This window comes from Acinetobacter lwoffii (assembly GCF_022809915.1).
In the GTDB taxonomy this organism is placed as follows: Bacteria; Pseudomonadota; Gammaproteobacteria; order Pseudomonadales; family Moraxellaceae; genus Acinetobacter; species Acinetobacter lwoffii_M.
Genome location: NZ_JALGQY010000035.1, coordinates 14213 through 29453, shown reverse-complemented (window position 1 = coordinate 29453; position 15241 = coordinate 14213). Strand labels below are relative to the sequence as shown.

The 15241-nt window shown below is 44.3% G+C and carries 17 protein-coding genes; 8 read left to right on the top strand and 9 right to left on the bottom strand.

Features of this window, described 5'->3' with window-relative positions:
- Together MTX11_RS14200 and MTX11_RS14195 are read right to left on the bottom strand one after the other, a co-directional pair.
- On the bottom strand, nucleotides 1–230 hold a 230-nt coding region (locus MTX11_RS14200), incomplete at its 3' end, for a transposase (protein WP_243474662.1).
- Between the two features lie 77 nt (nucleotides 231–307).
- Nucleotides 308–913: a LysE family translocator gene (locus MTX11_RS14195; protein WP_005252483.1), complete on the bottom strand. Its 606-nt coding sequence runs from the start codon at nucleotides 911–913 to the stop codon at nucleotides 308–310.
- A 112-nt stretch (nucleotides 914–1025) separates the two neighbouring features.
- On the opposite strand from MTX11_RS14195, the gene MTX11_RS14190 reads away from it, so the two are divergent.
- A complete protein-coding gene (locus tag MTX11_RS14190) occupies nucleotides 1026–1520 on the top strand; it encodes an Lrp/AsnC family transcriptional regulator (RefSeq protein WP_004645712.1) in 495 nt (164 codons plus the stop codon).
- Nucleotides 1521–1729: 209 nt separating this feature from the next.
- Here the strand turns inward: MTX11_RS14190 and MTX11_RS14185 are convergent, their stop codons facing one another.
- On the bottom strand, nucleotides 1730–2113 hold the full coding sequence (locus MTX11_RS14185) for a hypothetical protein (protein WP_004731804.1): 384 nt from the start codon (nucleotides 2111–2113) through the stop codon (nucleotides 1730–1732).
- Between the two features lie 232 nt (nucleotides 2114–2345).
- Nucleotides 2346–3263, bottom strand: a complete 918-nt coding sequence (gene xerA, locus MTX11_RS14180) for a site-specific tyrosine recombinase/integron integrase (RefSeq protein WP_243475407.1) — start codon at nucleotides 3261–3263, stop codon at nucleotides 2346–2348.
- A 178-nt stretch (nucleotides 3264–3441) separates the two neighbouring features.
- Between xerA and MTX11_RS14175 the strand changes: the two genes are divergently transcribed.
- A complete protein-coding gene (locus tag MTX11_RS14175) occupies nucleotides 3442–3771 on the top strand; it encodes a hypothetical protein (RefSeq protein WP_005103900.1) in 330 nt (109 codons plus the stop codon).
- Between the two features lie 54 nt (nucleotides 3772–3825).
- Here the strand turns inward: MTX11_RS14175 and dapF are convergent, their stop codons facing one another.
- From dapF to MTX11_RS14155, 4 genes are all read right to left on the bottom strand, one after another.
- A complete protein-coding gene (dapF, locus tag MTX11_RS14170) occupies nucleotides 3826–4671 on the bottom strand; it encodes a diaminopimelate epimerase (protein WP_004645716.1) in 846 nt (281 codons plus the stop codon).
- A gap of 12 nt (nucleotides 4672–4683) precedes the next feature.
- Nucleotides 4684–5928, bottom strand: a complete 1245-nt coding sequence (gene lysA / locus MTX11_RS14165) for a diaminopimelate decarboxylase (protein ID WP_005247662.1) — start codon at nucleotides 5926–5928, stop codon at nucleotides 4684–4686.
- Between the two features lie 24 nt (nucleotides 5929–5952).
- A complete protein-coding gene (gene lptM / locus MTX11_RS14160; RefSeq protein WP_005252493.1) occupies nucleotides 5953–6186 on the bottom strand; it encodes an LPS translocon maturation chaperone LptM in 234 nt (77 codons plus the stop codon).
- Nucleotides 6187–6318: 132 nt separating this feature from the next.
- Entirely contained in the window at nucleotides 6319–7722 is a 1404-nt protein-coding gene (locus MTX11_RS14155) for an amino acid permease (RefSeq protein WP_044111423.1), read from the bottom strand.
- Between the two features lie 319 nt (nucleotides 7723–8041).
- Here MTX11_RS14155 and MTX11_RS14150 point away from each other — a divergent pair, with 319 nt between their 5' ends.
- Nucleotides 8042–9388, top strand: coding sequence for an alanine/glycine:cation symporter family protein (locus MTX11_RS14150; protein WP_005247668.1), 1347 nt, complete (start codon nucleotides 8042–8044; stop codon nucleotides 9386–9388).
- Nucleotides 9389–9484: 96 nt separating this feature from the next.
- Here MTX11_RS14150 and MTX11_RS14145 read toward each other — a convergent pair whose 3' ends face one another.
- Nucleotides 9485–9889, bottom strand: a complete 405-nt coding sequence (locus tag MTX11_RS14145; RefSeq protein WP_243475406.1) for a hypothetical protein — start codon at nucleotides 9887–9889, stop codon at nucleotides 9485–9487.
- A gap of 174 nt (nucleotides 9890–10063) precedes the next feature.
- Here MTX11_RS14145 and radA point away from each other — a divergent pair, with 174 nt between their 5' ends.
- The 5 genes from radA (at nucleotide 10064) to MTX11_RS14120 (ending at nucleotide 15228) form a co-directional block, all read left to right on the top strand.
- Complete coding sequence (radA, locus tag MTX11_RS14140; RefSeq protein WP_004731817.1) at nucleotides 10064–11455, top strand: DNA repair protein RadA; 1392 nt, start codon at nucleotides 10064–10066, stop codon at nucleotides 11453–11455.
- 118 nt (nucleotides 11456–11573) lie between these two features.
- Nucleotides 11574–12578, top strand: coding sequence for a Tim44 domain-containing protein (locus tag MTX11_RS14135; protein ID WP_004731819.1), 1005 nt, complete (start codon nucleotides 11574–11576; stop codon nucleotides 12576–12578).
- A gap of 223 nt (nucleotides 12579–12801) precedes the next feature.
- On the top strand, nucleotides 12802–13158 hold the full coding sequence (locus MTX11_RS14130; protein ID WP_016807069.1) for a hypothetical protein: 357 nt from the start codon (nucleotides 12802–12804) through the stop codon (nucleotides 13156–13158).
- 1 nt (nucleotide 13159) lies between these two features.
- On the top strand, nucleotides 13160–14893 hold the full coding sequence (locus MTX11_RS14125) for a PepSY-associated TM helix domain-containing protein (RefSeq protein ID WP_243475405.1): 1734 nt from the start codon (nucleotides 13160–13162) through the stop codon (nucleotides 14891–14893).
- Nucleotides 14890–15228, top strand: coding sequence for a DUF3325 domain-containing protein (locus MTX11_RS14120; RefSeq protein ID WP_243475404.1), 339 nt, complete (start codon nucleotides 14890–14892; stop codon nucleotides 15226–15228). Before MTX11_RS14125 ends, MTX11_RS14120 begins: the two co-directional genes overlap by 4 nt.
- Nucleotides 15229–15241: the final 13 nt, after the last annotated feature.

Sequence of the window (15241 nt, the reverse complement as noted above, 5' to 3'; positions counted from 1 at the left end):
TTGAATAATCTAAGTAACTTACCGCTGCTTGACCAACGATTAAAACGTTTGAAAATAGAGTTTGAATGACCAAAACAACAAGGAATATCTCGCCACGGACAGCCTGTTCTAATTCTATAGAGAATAGCTTCAATAAAATTGCGTAAATTTGAGTTGTGGTGAATGGATAAATTACGCAGAATAACTTTCAACTTTTGCCAGTGTTGATCTGTCAGCATGGTACGAGGCATAGCGAATAGTAAAATTGGGTTTGGCGATTTGATTTTACTACTTCGCTATTTTTTTAAGCTAAAAGTGTCAACACACCCTAATTAATGATGAGCCAGCTTGCGGCAAGTGCCAGTAAACCACCAGAAGTTCCATCCACCCATTTTTGTTTACGTTCATCCATTTGGGTTTTCTGGCTGATTTTGCTGAATAAAATACTTAAGCCACAATACACCACAAAAATCAGACTGATAAAAATAAAGGACAGAATCAAACCTTGACTGACAGTATTGGCTGATTTATCAATAAACTGTGGCAAAATCGCAAAATAAATCAACATGCCTTTCGGATTTAACAGTGCGGTAAAAAAACCTTTTTTAATCGGATTGGCTGAGGTCTTTTTCTCAATGTTCAGCGCGTTTTTACTGAATACCGATTTGAGCAAACCAAAGGCCAGATACAGCAGATAAGCAATCCCGAGCCAGCGAATCGTTTCAAACAGCACCGGAAAAGAGACAATAATAGCCGCAATCCCGAGTGCCACCAGAATAGAATGCACCAGATAACCGCAACACACCCCTAAGGTTGCCATCATGCCTGCTTTTGCATCTTTACCCATCACTTGAGACAGGATAAATAACATATCGGGTCCAGGCGTAAAAATCAGGGGAAGCACGGTCAGTGCAAAGAGTACAAATACAGACATTTCCTTTTCCTTTCAAACTCCAGAAAGTGAAATAAGTATCTGCGATTTTTTACAAAATTGGCTTTCAATTTATTTTATAATAAGTATTATTTTTCGAATATTATTCTAATTTATGAAAATATCCACCAAGTCTGTGCGGGTAAAACTTGATCGAATTGATAAAAATATCATTCGACATTTACAGGCCAATGGCCGTATTCAGAATAATGATCTGGCACGTGAAATCGGACTTTCACCTTCGTCCTGTTTACGCCGGGTAAAATTACTGGAAGATGCAGGCGTCATTCAGAATTACACGACTATTGTCGACCAACAAAAAATTGGTTTTCAGCTGATTTTATTTTCGCGCATCTGGCTGGTCGGTCAGGATGCCGAAACCATTGATACCTTTATTGAGGCGATGAAAGAATTGCCGCAAGTGATGGAGTGCTACATTATTTTGGGAGAGAGCGATGCCATGTTGAAAGTTGTGGTGCCTGATCTGGAAAGTTACCGTAAATTTCAGTCGACCCATCTGACCAAAAAAAATGGTATTACCAGTGTCAAAACAGATTTACCGAGTCAGATTATTAAACAGAGTTTCCAGCTGCCTTTAGAAGATTTATAGGCAAACTGATTTTAGACAACGACGCTATGTTCTTAATTTAAGATTTGCATAATCGTATGCTTGCTTAAACCATAACATGTGCTGCAAGCGCATAGATTGAAAGTTCTACTATAAGAAAAGGTTGCCTATAGAAGACAACCTTTTCCTCTTGAGCAAAGCCAAATCACAGGACTGAATCTTATTTTTATGTTATGTGGATGCTTCAGAATTTACTCAGTTTCTTGTGCTAAAAAATCACGATGTACATGGCTTAAATCTACCAGCTCATAGTCTGCCAATTCAAAAATTTGCCAAATTGCAATCGCATCTTCTTTTAAATCGACTGCCTGGGTCGCACGATTCGACAATTGCCATTGTAAGTCAGAAATCCATAAATAGTATTGTCCAGTCGCCGCATTAAAGGCCTGAACTTTCCCATCGGCATTAATGCCTTGAATGATGGCGCCTTCAGGTAAAGTCGCTTCAAGATTGGGTAAGCTAATGTCCACAAAATGCTTGATTTGTCGCAGACCATAACCTGCAAACATTTCTTTTTGAGCTTCACTTAATTGTGCATATTTTTGCTCTATATCTGCAATTACCAGTGTGTCCATGTCACCTCCCATCGGTCAAATGCTGAGATGCTGCTCAGCAATATTTTCATTTTAAATATTAGATACTAGTTATTGTTATACCTGAAATGGCGCATTTAACGAATAAGACAATAGTGAAATGCTTACTCGAACGCCAATGTTCAGTTCAATTCCATTTTAAGGTTTATATATGAAAGTTTTGTGCCAAAAATACAATTTTCATGATTTTTATTCTTTAACACTTGGCACATGATCAATCTTCTTTATGCTGCGCACGCGGATGAGCCTGATCATAAATTTGGGCCAGATGGTCAAAATCGACGTGGGTATAAATTTGCGTGGTGGTTAAATTGCTGTGACCTAGCATTTCCTGCACCGCACGTAAGTCCCGGCTATTCGACAACATATGACTGGCAAAACAATGTCTTAATAAATGTGGATGTAAATCTACATTCACGCCTGCGCGCTGCGCCTGAAACTTGACCCGATTTTCAATTTGTCGTGCACCAAGCGGATTGCCTTTCTGGGTAATAAATACATTCGCCTCCGGCACAAAATCACCATTCCATAAAGGATAGACTTGCAACCAGGCCATCACGCTGTCTTTGGCCTTGGAGCCAAAAGGCACAATCCGGGTTTTATTGCCTTTACCGATAATACGTAACAATTGCCGATTAAAATCAATATCTTTAATTCTCAGGCTTTGCAGTTCTGCCAGACGCAACCCACTGGAATAAAGCAATTCCAAAATCGCTTTATCCCGAAGCCACATTTGCTGTTGTATTTCATTTTCAGGCGCAGGCTGATCAATAATCTGGTTGATGGTTTCAATATCCACCATGCCGGGCAAAGGACGCGATTGACGTTTTAACTGAAAATCATCCGCCGGATTAAAAGCCATATGCTGAGCCTGCTCGGCCCATTTCATAAACTGGCGAATAGCCGAAAGCATACGTTGCAGACTGCTGGGACTTAACTGATGCTGTTCCACTTTCTCAGCCAGAAACTGGCGTAAATCGGTAGCTTCTACATCATTTAAATTGAGCTGTTCATGCTGGCAAAATTCTAAAAAATCCGAGACATCACGTTCATAGGCTTGCAAGGTATGTTTGGACTGGTTTTGAATTTCACGTTCTTTTAGCCAGATGGATAATAATTGTGTTGCATCCATTAATATAAACCTTCCTACACCAATCCACCTTTCTCAATATTACATCTATCTATATTTTGTATCTAAAAAATCAATCATTTAAAATTCATTTTATAAGATAAATTCTGATCAGCTTTTGCTAATATCAAATCACTTACCAAAAAACATGACATAAAAACGATTTCATAGCGAGTATAAAATGCATTCATTTGAAAAAATTGCAGCATCTTTTAATTTGAACAGCCTACAGGTCGAAGAACTCACCAATGAATTAAAGGAGTTACAAAAGCGCTTTAATCCAGATAATATCCAAGACTTCTATCCTGAATTTGAAAAAATTGCCTCAAGCTTTGGCATTCAAGATGATCAAATTGAAGTATTTGTAGACATGCTTTATGCCAACCCTGAATTTAGCAATCTAGTGACTTTTATCATTCCAAGTTTCTACAGCATTGGTGGCGATCGAATGATATTTGAAGCCACGTATGAACAAATGATGGCAGACCTGCAAGCAGAATTAGATCAATAAAATAGAAAGCAAAAAGCCTATCTCATGGATAGGCTTGTTTCAAAGTAATACCGCTTAACCCTGGAAATAACGTAAATCCAGACGCCCTTCATATACGGTCGCCGTTGGTCCAGTCATCCAGACCACATCACCTTCTTTCCACTCAATTTGCAGCTTGCCGCCTGCCAGTTCAACTTCGACTTTACTCGACAGCAGACCACGACGCATACCTGAAATTGCGGCAGCACAGGCACCTGTACCACAAGCTAAGGTCTCGCCTACACCACGCTCGTACACACGTAAACGTGCATGTTTTTCATCAATAATCTGCATAAAGCCAGCATTGACTCGTGCCGGGAAGCGCGCATGTGATTCAACTTGTGGACCAATACGTGCGACATCGGCAGCAATCACATCCGGCACGATTGTCACCGCATGTGGATTCCCCATATTGACCACATCAATGGTCAGCTTTTCACCGCCAGCAAGATCGATGTCATACAGGCTCTCCGGCGCATCAGCTACAAATGGAATTTCCTGAGGCAAAAATTTTGGATAACCCATATTGACCCGTACCCAACCATTCGCACCCAATTCCGGCTCTACAATACCAGATTTGGTTTGTACCTTGATTTTGGTTTTGGTGGTGAGCTGACGATCATGTACAAATTTGGCAAAACAGCGCACGCCATTGCCACATTGTTCCACTTCTGAACCATCGGCATTAAAAATCCGATATTTAAAGTCTGCACTTGGGACATCGGGTGGCTCAACCACCAAGAGTTGATCAAAACCAATGCCAAAGTTACGATTGGCCAAACGCTGAATGGTCAAAGTGTCTAAATAAGCACGCTGGCTGATCAGATCAACCACCATAAAGTCATTGCCCAGACCATGCATCTTGGTAAATTCTAATAACATCCTGATTTATCCTTAAGGCAATAAACGCTCACGTTCCCAAAGTGATTCAATCGTCTCACGTTCACGAATCAAATGTGCCTGATCAGCATCGACCATTACCTCAGCAGCACGTCCACGGCTGTTGTAATTTGAACTCATCACAAAACCATACGCACCTGCACCGAGTACTGCCAGCACATCATTTTCCTTGATCGCAAGCTCACGCTCTTTACCCAGAAAATCACCAGTTTCACAAATTGCGCCCACGACATCCCATTCTTTCGTTTCGACATCGGTACGAGGTGTAACAGATTGAATGTCCATCCATGCTTCATATAAAGCAGGACGAATCAGGTCATTCATCGCAGCATCAATAATCGCGAAATTACGGTGATTCGTTGGTTTTAATAGATCCACTTTAGTCAGCAGCACACCTGCATTGGCAGAGATACTACGTCCCGGTTCCATATACACTTTCAAGCCCAATTTTTCTAAAGCTGGACGTAGCGCATTGGCATATTCTTCAACCGACGGCGGGGTTTCATCTTTATACGTCACACCCAGACCACCGCCGATATCGATGTGTTTGAGGTGAATGCCCAGCTCTTTTAACTGGTCGATCATCACAATGACACGATCCAGTGCATCCACAAATGGCTGGGTTTCAGTCAGCTGTGAACCGATATGGCAGTCAATCCCAACCACATCCAGATTTGGCAATGACGCTGCATATTGATAAGTTTCAAACACGCTATCAGACGGAATACCGAATTTATTTTCTTTTAAGCCGGTTGAAATATAAGGATGGGTTTTGGCATCGACATCAGGATTCACACGTAATGAAATCGGCGCTTTGATATTTAATTCAGCCGCAACCTTCTGGATACGATCCAGCTCGGCATAAGATTCCACGTTGAAACAGGCAATGCCGACTTCCAACGCTTTTTTGATATCCGCTTCAGATTTACCCAAGCCCGAAAATACGATTTTCGATGCATCACCACCGGCTTTCAGCACACGCGCCAATTCACCACCGGTCACAATATCAAAACCGGCACCCTGTTTGGCCAATACATTCAATACCGCAAGATTAGAGTTGGACTTTACCGCAAAACAGATTTGATGGTCGATAAAATCAAAAGCACGATCCATATCTAAAAAATGCTTTTCCAAAGTGGCTTTAGAATAAACATAGAGTGGTGTGCCAAATTGCTCCGCGAGCTGTTGTAATGAACATTGCTCAGCGTGCAATACCCCATTAATGCGGGTGAAACTCATGAAGGTATCCTTTCTGTGAAAGCGTTATGGTGTGGTTTTAACGTCTGAATCGGTAGGTGCAGCAAACTGTTGTTGCACGGGTGCCTCGCGTTCTTCATCGGACGCTTTAGGCTCAGTTTCAGTATTTTTGTATAACAGATACTTGGCACGCTTGTCGTAATTCGGATCATTTGGCAAGTGCAAAGCACCTGACTGTCCACAACTTGCAAGAGCAAGACCCGTCGCTAAGATACTGATGTAGCAAATGACTTGGCGCATCTGACCACCTAATGTAATAGTTTCGATGAAGTATAACGCGATCATTCGGCATGACCCAAGCGTTAAACGCTAGAGAGTATCTTTAGACAAAAAAAAACGCCAGCAGATCGCTGACGTTTTTATTGATAAGGTTTATTTATGTTTCTGTTTATAGAAACCAAAATAGCCAATGATTAGCAGGATAAACCAGATCGGACTGATCATCAGTGCCTGGCGAGTATCCTCTTCCAGCGCCAAGACCACGATCATGCTCAGGAAGAAGATAATCACGATCCAACAGGTCACTAAACCACCTGGTAATTTAAAGGTCGATTTGGCATGCAGCTCTGGTCGTGTTTTGTAATACACGATATAGCTCCAGATAATGATGATCCAGACACAGATAAACAGAATCGTAGATAAAGTCGTTGCCAAGGTAAAGGCCCGAACTGTATCCGGAACAAAATACTGGAGTGCTGCTCCCAGCAACAAACATACCGCCGAGAAATACAAGGCATTGGCAGGCACTGCGCGACGGTTCAGACGACCAAAAGCCATCGGTGCCTGCTCTTCACGCGACAGGCCAAACAGCATACGGCTGGTCGAGAATACGCCACTGTTCATCGATGACATTACCGAGGACAATACCACCAGGTTCATGATGATCGCAGCCGCGGCAATGCCAGCCTGACTGAACAGGTTTACAAACGGCGAGACATTCGGGTCAATCTGGTTCCATGGAGTTACTGACATCACAATTAGCAGTGCCAAAACATAGAAAATAATGATACGGATCGGAATAGAGTTCACTGCTTTTGGCAGGTTCTTTTCCGGATCTTTAGTTTCAGCCGCGGTAGTACCCACCAGCTCTACCCCGACAAAGGCAAAGATTGCAATCTGGAAACCGGCCAGGAAGCCCATGGCACCCGTCGGGAACAAACCGCCATGCTCCCAGATATGACTAAAGGATGCGACCGTACCGGCATCATTGGTAAAGCCGGTAAATACCATCCACAGACCAACGGCAATCAGCACCACAATAGCGATAATTTTGACCAGGGCAAACCAGAATTCCATTTCTCCAAACAGTTTTACCGTGACCAGATTCAGCCCCATGATAAACACAATCGCGGCAACACTGATCATGACGCCTTCTTCAGGGCTAAAGGGCAAGCCATTATTGAAGAATTGCAGATAGTAAATAATGGCTGACAGATCCGCGATCCCGATGGTAATCCAGCACAACCAGTAGGTCCAGCCAACAAAGTATCCGGCCCAAGGCCCGATCAAATCCGTGGCAAAATCAATAAAAGATTTATATTGCAAGTTGGAGAGTAACAGTTCACCCAATGCACGCATCACCAGAAAGACCATAAAACCGATGATCATATAGATCACCAGAATCGAAGGACCTGCGAGACTGATGGTTTTACCCGACCCCATAAACAGGCCAGTTCCGATGGCGCCCCCAATGGCAATTAACTGTAGGTGCCGATTGGACAAACTCCGCTTTAATTCACCGTGCTCTGCCGACGAATTGTTATATTTTTCTGACATTATTAATTACAACTTTGAGTTTTACTCGCGACAAATTAACGTAAAAAATGCTGAATACAAAAATAAAATTTGCATCATTTGTATTTCCTGATTAATTGAAGAAGTTAATTTATTTTTCTTATATCGCTCTACAGTTACATTTCTGCTTTATTTTTGACCTGCGATATTCCAGTAATTTCTTGTCAAATTTTTAAAACTGTGTAAAAAATAGAACACTATTCAGCCAATTTATGCATTCAGGATGAATGCATCTGGCATAGCAATTGCTTTTTAATCAATACCTCGAACTACACAGACATGGATCAATAAGAAGAATTTTATGCAAAATTTACAAAGTTTAATGGAAACTTTAAGCGGCTGGGTGTGGGGCCCTTATATGCTGGTACTGATTGTTGGTACCGGGATCTTCCTCACCTTCCGTTTATTGTTCTGGCAGTTCCGCATGTTGCCCCTAGCCTTCAAACAGGTCTTTGGCAAGCATCCTGACCACTCAGGGGACATTTCCCAATTCGCTTCACTCATGACCGCACTCTCTGCCACGATTGGTACCGGTAATATTGCCGGCGTAGCCACTGCATGTGTCCTCGGGGGTCCGGGCGCCGTGTTCTGGATGTGGATGACCGCCCTGTTTGGTATGGCCACCAAATATGGCGAAGGTGTTCTGGCAGTCAAATACCGAGTCAAAAATGAAAAAGGTGAAATGTCGGGTGGTCCGATGTACTACATCGAGCGTGGTCTGAAATGGAAATGGCTGGCACTGATTTTTGCCTTGTTCGGGACACTGGCTTCTTTTGGAATCGGCAGTTCAGTACAGTCGAATACTGTAGCACTGGCGGTTGAAAACAGCTTGGGCATCGAAACCTGGATGACGGGGATCATTATCACTGCCTTTTCAGCACTGGTGATTTTGGGCGGGATTAAATCGATTTCCAAAGCTTCTTCTGTGATCGTGCCGATTATGGCGGTGGGTTATGTGGCTGGCGGTCTGATTATTATTTTTAATAATCTGGAACTGGTCGTGCCGGCACTAAAAATGATCTTCACCTATGCATTTACCGGTGAAGCTGCAGTGGGCGGTGCGATTGGTGCGGCGATTCGTTATGGTGTGGCACGTGGTGTATTCTCCAACGAAGCCGGCATGGGTTCTGCGCCGATTGCTGCCGCAGCGGCAAAAACCGATCATCCGGCCCGTCAAGGTTTGGTATCCATGACCGGTACCTTCATTGATACGATTATTGTCTGTTCAATTACCGGTATTGTCCTGGTGATGGGTTATATCATGGCCGGTAATTCATTCGGAGATCAAACCGGTGCGGTACTGACTATCGGCGTGTTCGACAAACTGCTGCCGGGTGTCGGTGGTTGGGTGGTCACTTTCGGTATTATTTTCTTCGCCTATTCCACCATTTTAGGCTGGAGCTACTACGGAGAAAAATGTGCCACCTATTTACTCGGTGAAAAATTCGTACTGCCTTACCGTATCATTTACATTGCTACAGTTTTCATTGGCTGTGTGGCCACACTGGATCTGGTCTGGCTATTTGCCGACACCTTCAACGGCCTGATGGCGGTTCCAAACCTGATTGGCTTATTACTTCTGTCTGGTGTTATTGCCAAAGAGTCGAAAGACTTCATTGCAAGACGTAAATCTGGTGAACTTTATTAATTGATAAGTTGTGTAAATATTCAATTCACATATAAAAAAGCCACGTAAATCGTGGCTTTTTTATACTTCAGTTTTCCCATTTTTCATTATGAAATTTTAGCAACGTAAACCACTACAAGCCAGCTTGTCCCACTCAGATTCAAGCTCCAGTGCTAGTCCCAAAGATAAAACAAAAAACTGAATGCCTTTAATTTTCATATTGCCCTGTTCATCTTCCAGATACCCACTCAATTTTTGATAGGTTTTATGATGCAAATCAAAAGGTACATCCAGATAAAGACCACCCAGGTAGATTTCACTATGGACGGTTTGATCCACACCTAAACACGGCATATAGACAATGCCCTGTTGCTCTAGCCAGCCGATCAACATTTGGCGAACCGAGTTTGTGTCCCGATCTGGATGTACATAATGATCAAAATGCACAAACAGCACATCACGGTTTTTTTCACGTGCGATCGCATCAATATGTTTCAGCAATTGTGACAAGATCTGTTCCATTCCAGCATAACAAGATGGGCATTATAGACGGCGTTGACGCATAGCATTCAAATCAGCATAAATAAAAACGACAAGCCTTGTCGTAAAAACCATGATTTTTCAGGTGAAAGGCTTGGTTTTCTATAGCATTCACCGCTATGCTGTCACTCAATTTCAATCGCTACATCTTCAAATATGGCTAAAGCAAAAAGTGTGTATCGTTGTGAACAGTGTGGTGCCGATCATCCAAAATGGTCGGGGCAGTGTTCTGAATGCGGGGAATGGAACAGCCTGGTTGAGGTGACCATTGCACCGGCAGTGACGCATCGCGCCCAGCCAAAAATCGGTGGTGGATATGCAGGCCAGGCGTCCAGCATCACGACTTTAAATCAGGTCTCAGTCTCTCATGAAACCCGTCTACCAACGGGTATCAGCGAATTTGACCGGGTCTTGGGTGGCGGACTGGTAACCGGGTCGGTGGTCCTGATCGGCGGTGATCCCGGGATTGGTAAATCCACCATTTTGCTACAAACAGCCACACACATGGCATCTGCCAAAAATCCGGCCCTGTATGTGACCGGTGAGGAATCCTTGTCTCAGGTGGCTTTACGTGCCCAGCGTCTGGATCTGCCGACCGACCAGCTCAAAGTCATGGCAGAAACCTGCGTCGAACGTATTTGTGAAGTACTGGCCCAGCAACGTCCTGCGGTGGCAATCCTGGACTCGATCCAAACCCTGTACACCGAAACCCTGCAATCTGCACCAGGTGGTGTCTCACAAATTCGTGAATCAGCGGCCTTGTTGACCCGTTTTGCCAAAAATAGTGGCACGTCTTTGTTTCTGGTCGGTCATGTAACCAAAGAAGGCGCACTGGCCGGCCCACGTGTACTGGAACATATGGTGGACTGTGTGCTGTATTTTGAAGGCCAGTCGGATTCACGTTACCGGATGATCCGAGCGGTCAAAAACCGTTTTGGTGCGGTCAATGAGCTCGGTGTGTTCGGCATGACCGATAAAGGTCTGCGCGAAGTTTCCAATCCTTCAGCCATCTTTTTAAGCCGTTATGATGAAGCGATTCCCGGTTCGATTGTAATGATCAGCCGCGAAGGTACGCGCCCGCTACTGGTTGAGGTTCAGGCACTGGTCGATGATGCACATGGCCAACCAAGACGCGTAGCGCTTGGTTTGGATCAGAACCGTCTAAATATGCTCCTTGCAGTCATGCATCGGCATGGTGGTGTGCAAACCTCCGGCCAGGATGTTTATGTCAATATTGTCGGTGGATTGAAAATTACCGAAACAGGTTCGGATCTGGCGGTACTTCTCGCCTGCGCTTCCAGCATTCGTGGCAAAGCCTTACCGCAACAGCTGGCGGTTTTTGGGGAAGTCGGACTGTCTGGAGAGATTCGCCCTGTGCCGAACGGTCAGGAACGGCTGAAAGAAGCGATTAAACATGGTTTTAAATACATTATTGTCCCTCGCGGCAATGCACCGCAAAAATCCATCGAGGGCGTGCAAATTATTGCAGTTGCGCGTTTACATGAAGCCTTGAGCGAGGCAATGGCGCTGAGTGATGAACTCAATTAACTGTAAACCGGCTCATTTCGTATAAAGAGCAAAAAAATACAGATTTTTGATTGAAATTCCACACAAAGCCTATATAAATAGACTGTACAAACAGGTTTTATTCTCATAGGAAAAATGAATGGAAGTTCGACAGCGCGGTTTGATCACAGGTATCTTGACAGCAGTTTTATTGGTTGCGCCTTTTGCAGCTGAAGCAAAACGTGCCGGTGGCGGTAAAAGTCACGGCATGCAACGTTCTGCACAACCTACTCAATCTTATCAACAACCTCGTCAAGCTGCGCCTGCTCAACAAGCGCCAGTTGCCGGTGCTGCAACCCAGCAAAAATCCGGTCCGGGTGTCGGCGGCATGGTTGCCGCGGGTGTAGCCGGTGCTGCGATTGGTGCAGTTGCTGCCAATGCCTTGGCGGATGATCAAAGTGTAGCAGCATCTGAAGCTCAGGCTGCTCAAGCCGAAGAGGAAAAAGGTGGTATTCCAGGCTGGATCTGGATCCTTCTTGCTGCTGCTGTTGCCTTCTTCATTTTCCGTAAGATGGGCGCAAAAAAAAAAGTAGCTTCTAACCCATACGCACCAAATAGCGGTGCTGGTAATACAGCACCTTTTGGTCAGGCACCGACTGCACCTCGCGGTGGTGACAGTACCAATATTTTTGGTCAGAATGTGGGTGGTCAAACGTCAAGCAACAATGCTCCGTTCGGTTCTGCTCCGGTAAATAACGCGCCTTTTGGTGCAGCTTATACCCAAAGTGGCAGCCAGTTACCGGATGGTACTGAACCTGCAGCATTCTTGCGTGTAGCGCGTCAGCGTTTTAACCATATTCAGTCCATGAATACAGCAAGCAACATTTCTGAAATTCAGCGTTATCTGACTCCTGAACTTTATCAATCAATGTATAACGACATCATGAGCAATCAGGATCAGGATGTTGCCGAGTTTTCAAATCTGAATGCGATGGTCGTCGACTCATCGACTGACAATGGCCAGTATATTGTCAGCGTACGCTTTACAGGTACGGTAAGCGAAGACTTAAACAGCTTGCCGCAACCGTTCGCAGAAATCTGGCATTTCACCAAACCAGCAGGTTCAAATCAGGACTGGGTGGTTGCAGGTATTCAGCAAGACTAATCGTGAATAAATGAAGTTTAGACAGCGGCCTTCGAGCCGCTGTTTTTATTTTCAAGCCTTACATTTTGATCTTTTTTAATTCCCTTCCCCCTCTCTTTTTTAACCTAACTTCCAGTTTTACTTATTTTTCATATAAATAGTTCAACAACCCATATTTAAAATCTAAACAATAATTGTTATCATTATCATTAATTACCTCATAAGTTTGTAAATAGAATTTTCGATGATGAATAGTCCGAATATGCAAGCCATAGCGACTGGAACAGTTACTGCACCGAAACCATCAAGCAAAAATAAAGTCAAAGCAAGTATGCTGGCTTATCGTGGGATGATTTTATATCGCTTTATTCTGGCGGGTGCTGGCGGTTATCTACTGGCTACACTGGCAACGATCGTGATTGCCCAGCTTTTTATCGACAGTGGAAGCAGTGCAGCCATGTCCGCCACCCTGATTGGCTTTAGCTTGAATGCTGCTGCATTTATCTGGGTATTTATGGTGAATAAGACGCTCAAAGCTACGCTCGGGATCGCGATTCCCGGTGTTTTACTCTATATCGCCTATAAGCTTTTAGGAAATTGAGATGAGAGTAGATGCAAAACCCGAAGGTCCACGCCAGTCGATGTCGTGGTTGCATACCTGGGCCAGTCTGATTTTAGGCTGGCTTTTATATGCGATTTTCTTGACCGGAACCTTAAGCTTTTTCCAGAACGAAATTACCGTCTGGATGAAACCGGAATTTCATCAATCAGTTCCACCAAAGACTCAAATCGAACAAACCCGTGTGGCACTGGCTTATCTGCAACAGCACCATCCGGATGCTGGCAGCTGGGCAATCCAGCTTCCTAACTCACGCCAAAATACTACCACCCTGACTATTCGTAGTGCCGGCGAAGATCCGCGTGCCCGTCGTGGCGGTACCCGCGTGACGATTGACAGCGCCACCGGCGAAGTTTTGCAAGCGCGTGAAACACGCGGTGGTTCATTCTTATACCGTTTCCACTTTGAATTGTATGGTTTGCCAAGAATCTGGGCGCGCTGGATGGTCGGCGTTGCGACCCTGCTCATGCTGGTGGCAATCATCAGCGGTGTCATTACCCATAAGAAAATTTTCAAGGATTTTTTTACTTTCCGTCCCGGCAAAGGTCAGCGTTCATGGTTGGATGCACACAATGCTACTGCGGTATTTGCCCTGCCCTTTCACATCATGATTACCTTCAGTGGCTTATTATTATTGCTTTTTACCCTCATGCCCTGGGGCGTAAACCAGATTTATGAAAATCGTGGTGCTTTCCTTCAGGATCAACGTAAGAGTTTGGTTCAAGACAACAGTATTCAGGCTGAATCCCGTGAAACCCATAGTGAGAGCAAAAAACGTCGACCGCAAGCTGAGAGAGAAAATCGTGGCGAGCGCGGTGAAATGTCTGCACGCAGTGAAGGTCGCCGCTCTCGTGATGAAATGCAAGCTGCACCTCCTGCACCGTTAACCGATCTAGCTCCGATCTTGGCAACAGCCGAAAAAGAATGGAAAAATAATCCGGTGGGTATGATAACTATTATCCAGCCAAATACCGTAAAAGCAGAAATTGAGCTTCGTGCCTTAAACGGAGTCAGCGTAGCTTATCGCAATGTTTATCCGAGCCTTGCTTTTAATGGCGTAACAGGTGAATTAAAGCCAGATCAAACCACACTGAAAATGCCTTCAATCGCAAATGGTATTTATAATGTATTCACCACATTGCATGAAGCACGTGGCGTAGATCTGGCGTTACGCTGGTTATTGTTCATGTCAGGTGTGGTGGGTACCTTGATGATTGCCACCGGCTTGATTCTATGGTGTGTCAAACGTGCACCACAGCAACAGAAACAAGGCTATAAATCGTTTGGTTATCGTCTTGTGGAAGTCACCAATATCGCTGCCATTATTGGTTTACCTGTTGCCTGTGCTGCCTATTTCTATGCCAACCGTTTTATTCCGGCAGACATGGAGATGCGTCTGAACTGGGAAATTCGTAGCTTCTTTATTGTCTGGTTGCTGACGTTGCTGTATGCCATGATTCGCAGTCATCGTCAGGCCTGGCTGGAACTATTACTGCTTGCCACTGCTGCATTTGCCTTGCTCCCAATCGTGAACTCCATGACCGGCGGTCAGGCGATCTGGAACACCATCATGCATGGTCAATGGGTCATTGCTTCTTTTGATCTGGCGATGTGGGTGCTTGCGATCTTATTCTGGTTTTCATTTAAAAAAGTGAAAAACCATAAAGGCTTGTCGTCTAAAAAAGCCAAGATTGCTCTCAAGGAGAATCAGGCATGATGTTCTTCTTACTGATTTGGGCTTTAACTTCACTAGGTTTCTTTGCGCTTGCAATGTCGATGTCGAAACATCAAAAACAGATTTTTGACACAGAACCTGCGCCTGCAAAAACACAACTTGCGACTATTCTGGGCTGGGTATTGCTCATACTCGCCCTGATTCTGTGCCTGTGTACAGGAGCTGCCAGCAATATGATCAGTTACTGGCTGGGTAGTCTGACTTTTGCAGCACTGGTGGTCGGTTTAAGTCTGAGCTATCTGGAAAATAAAATTAAAGTGATCGTAATGTTCTGTGTGTTTATCGCCTTGATCTCAGGGATTCTTTGCTTGATCTAATCATTTGATTGAC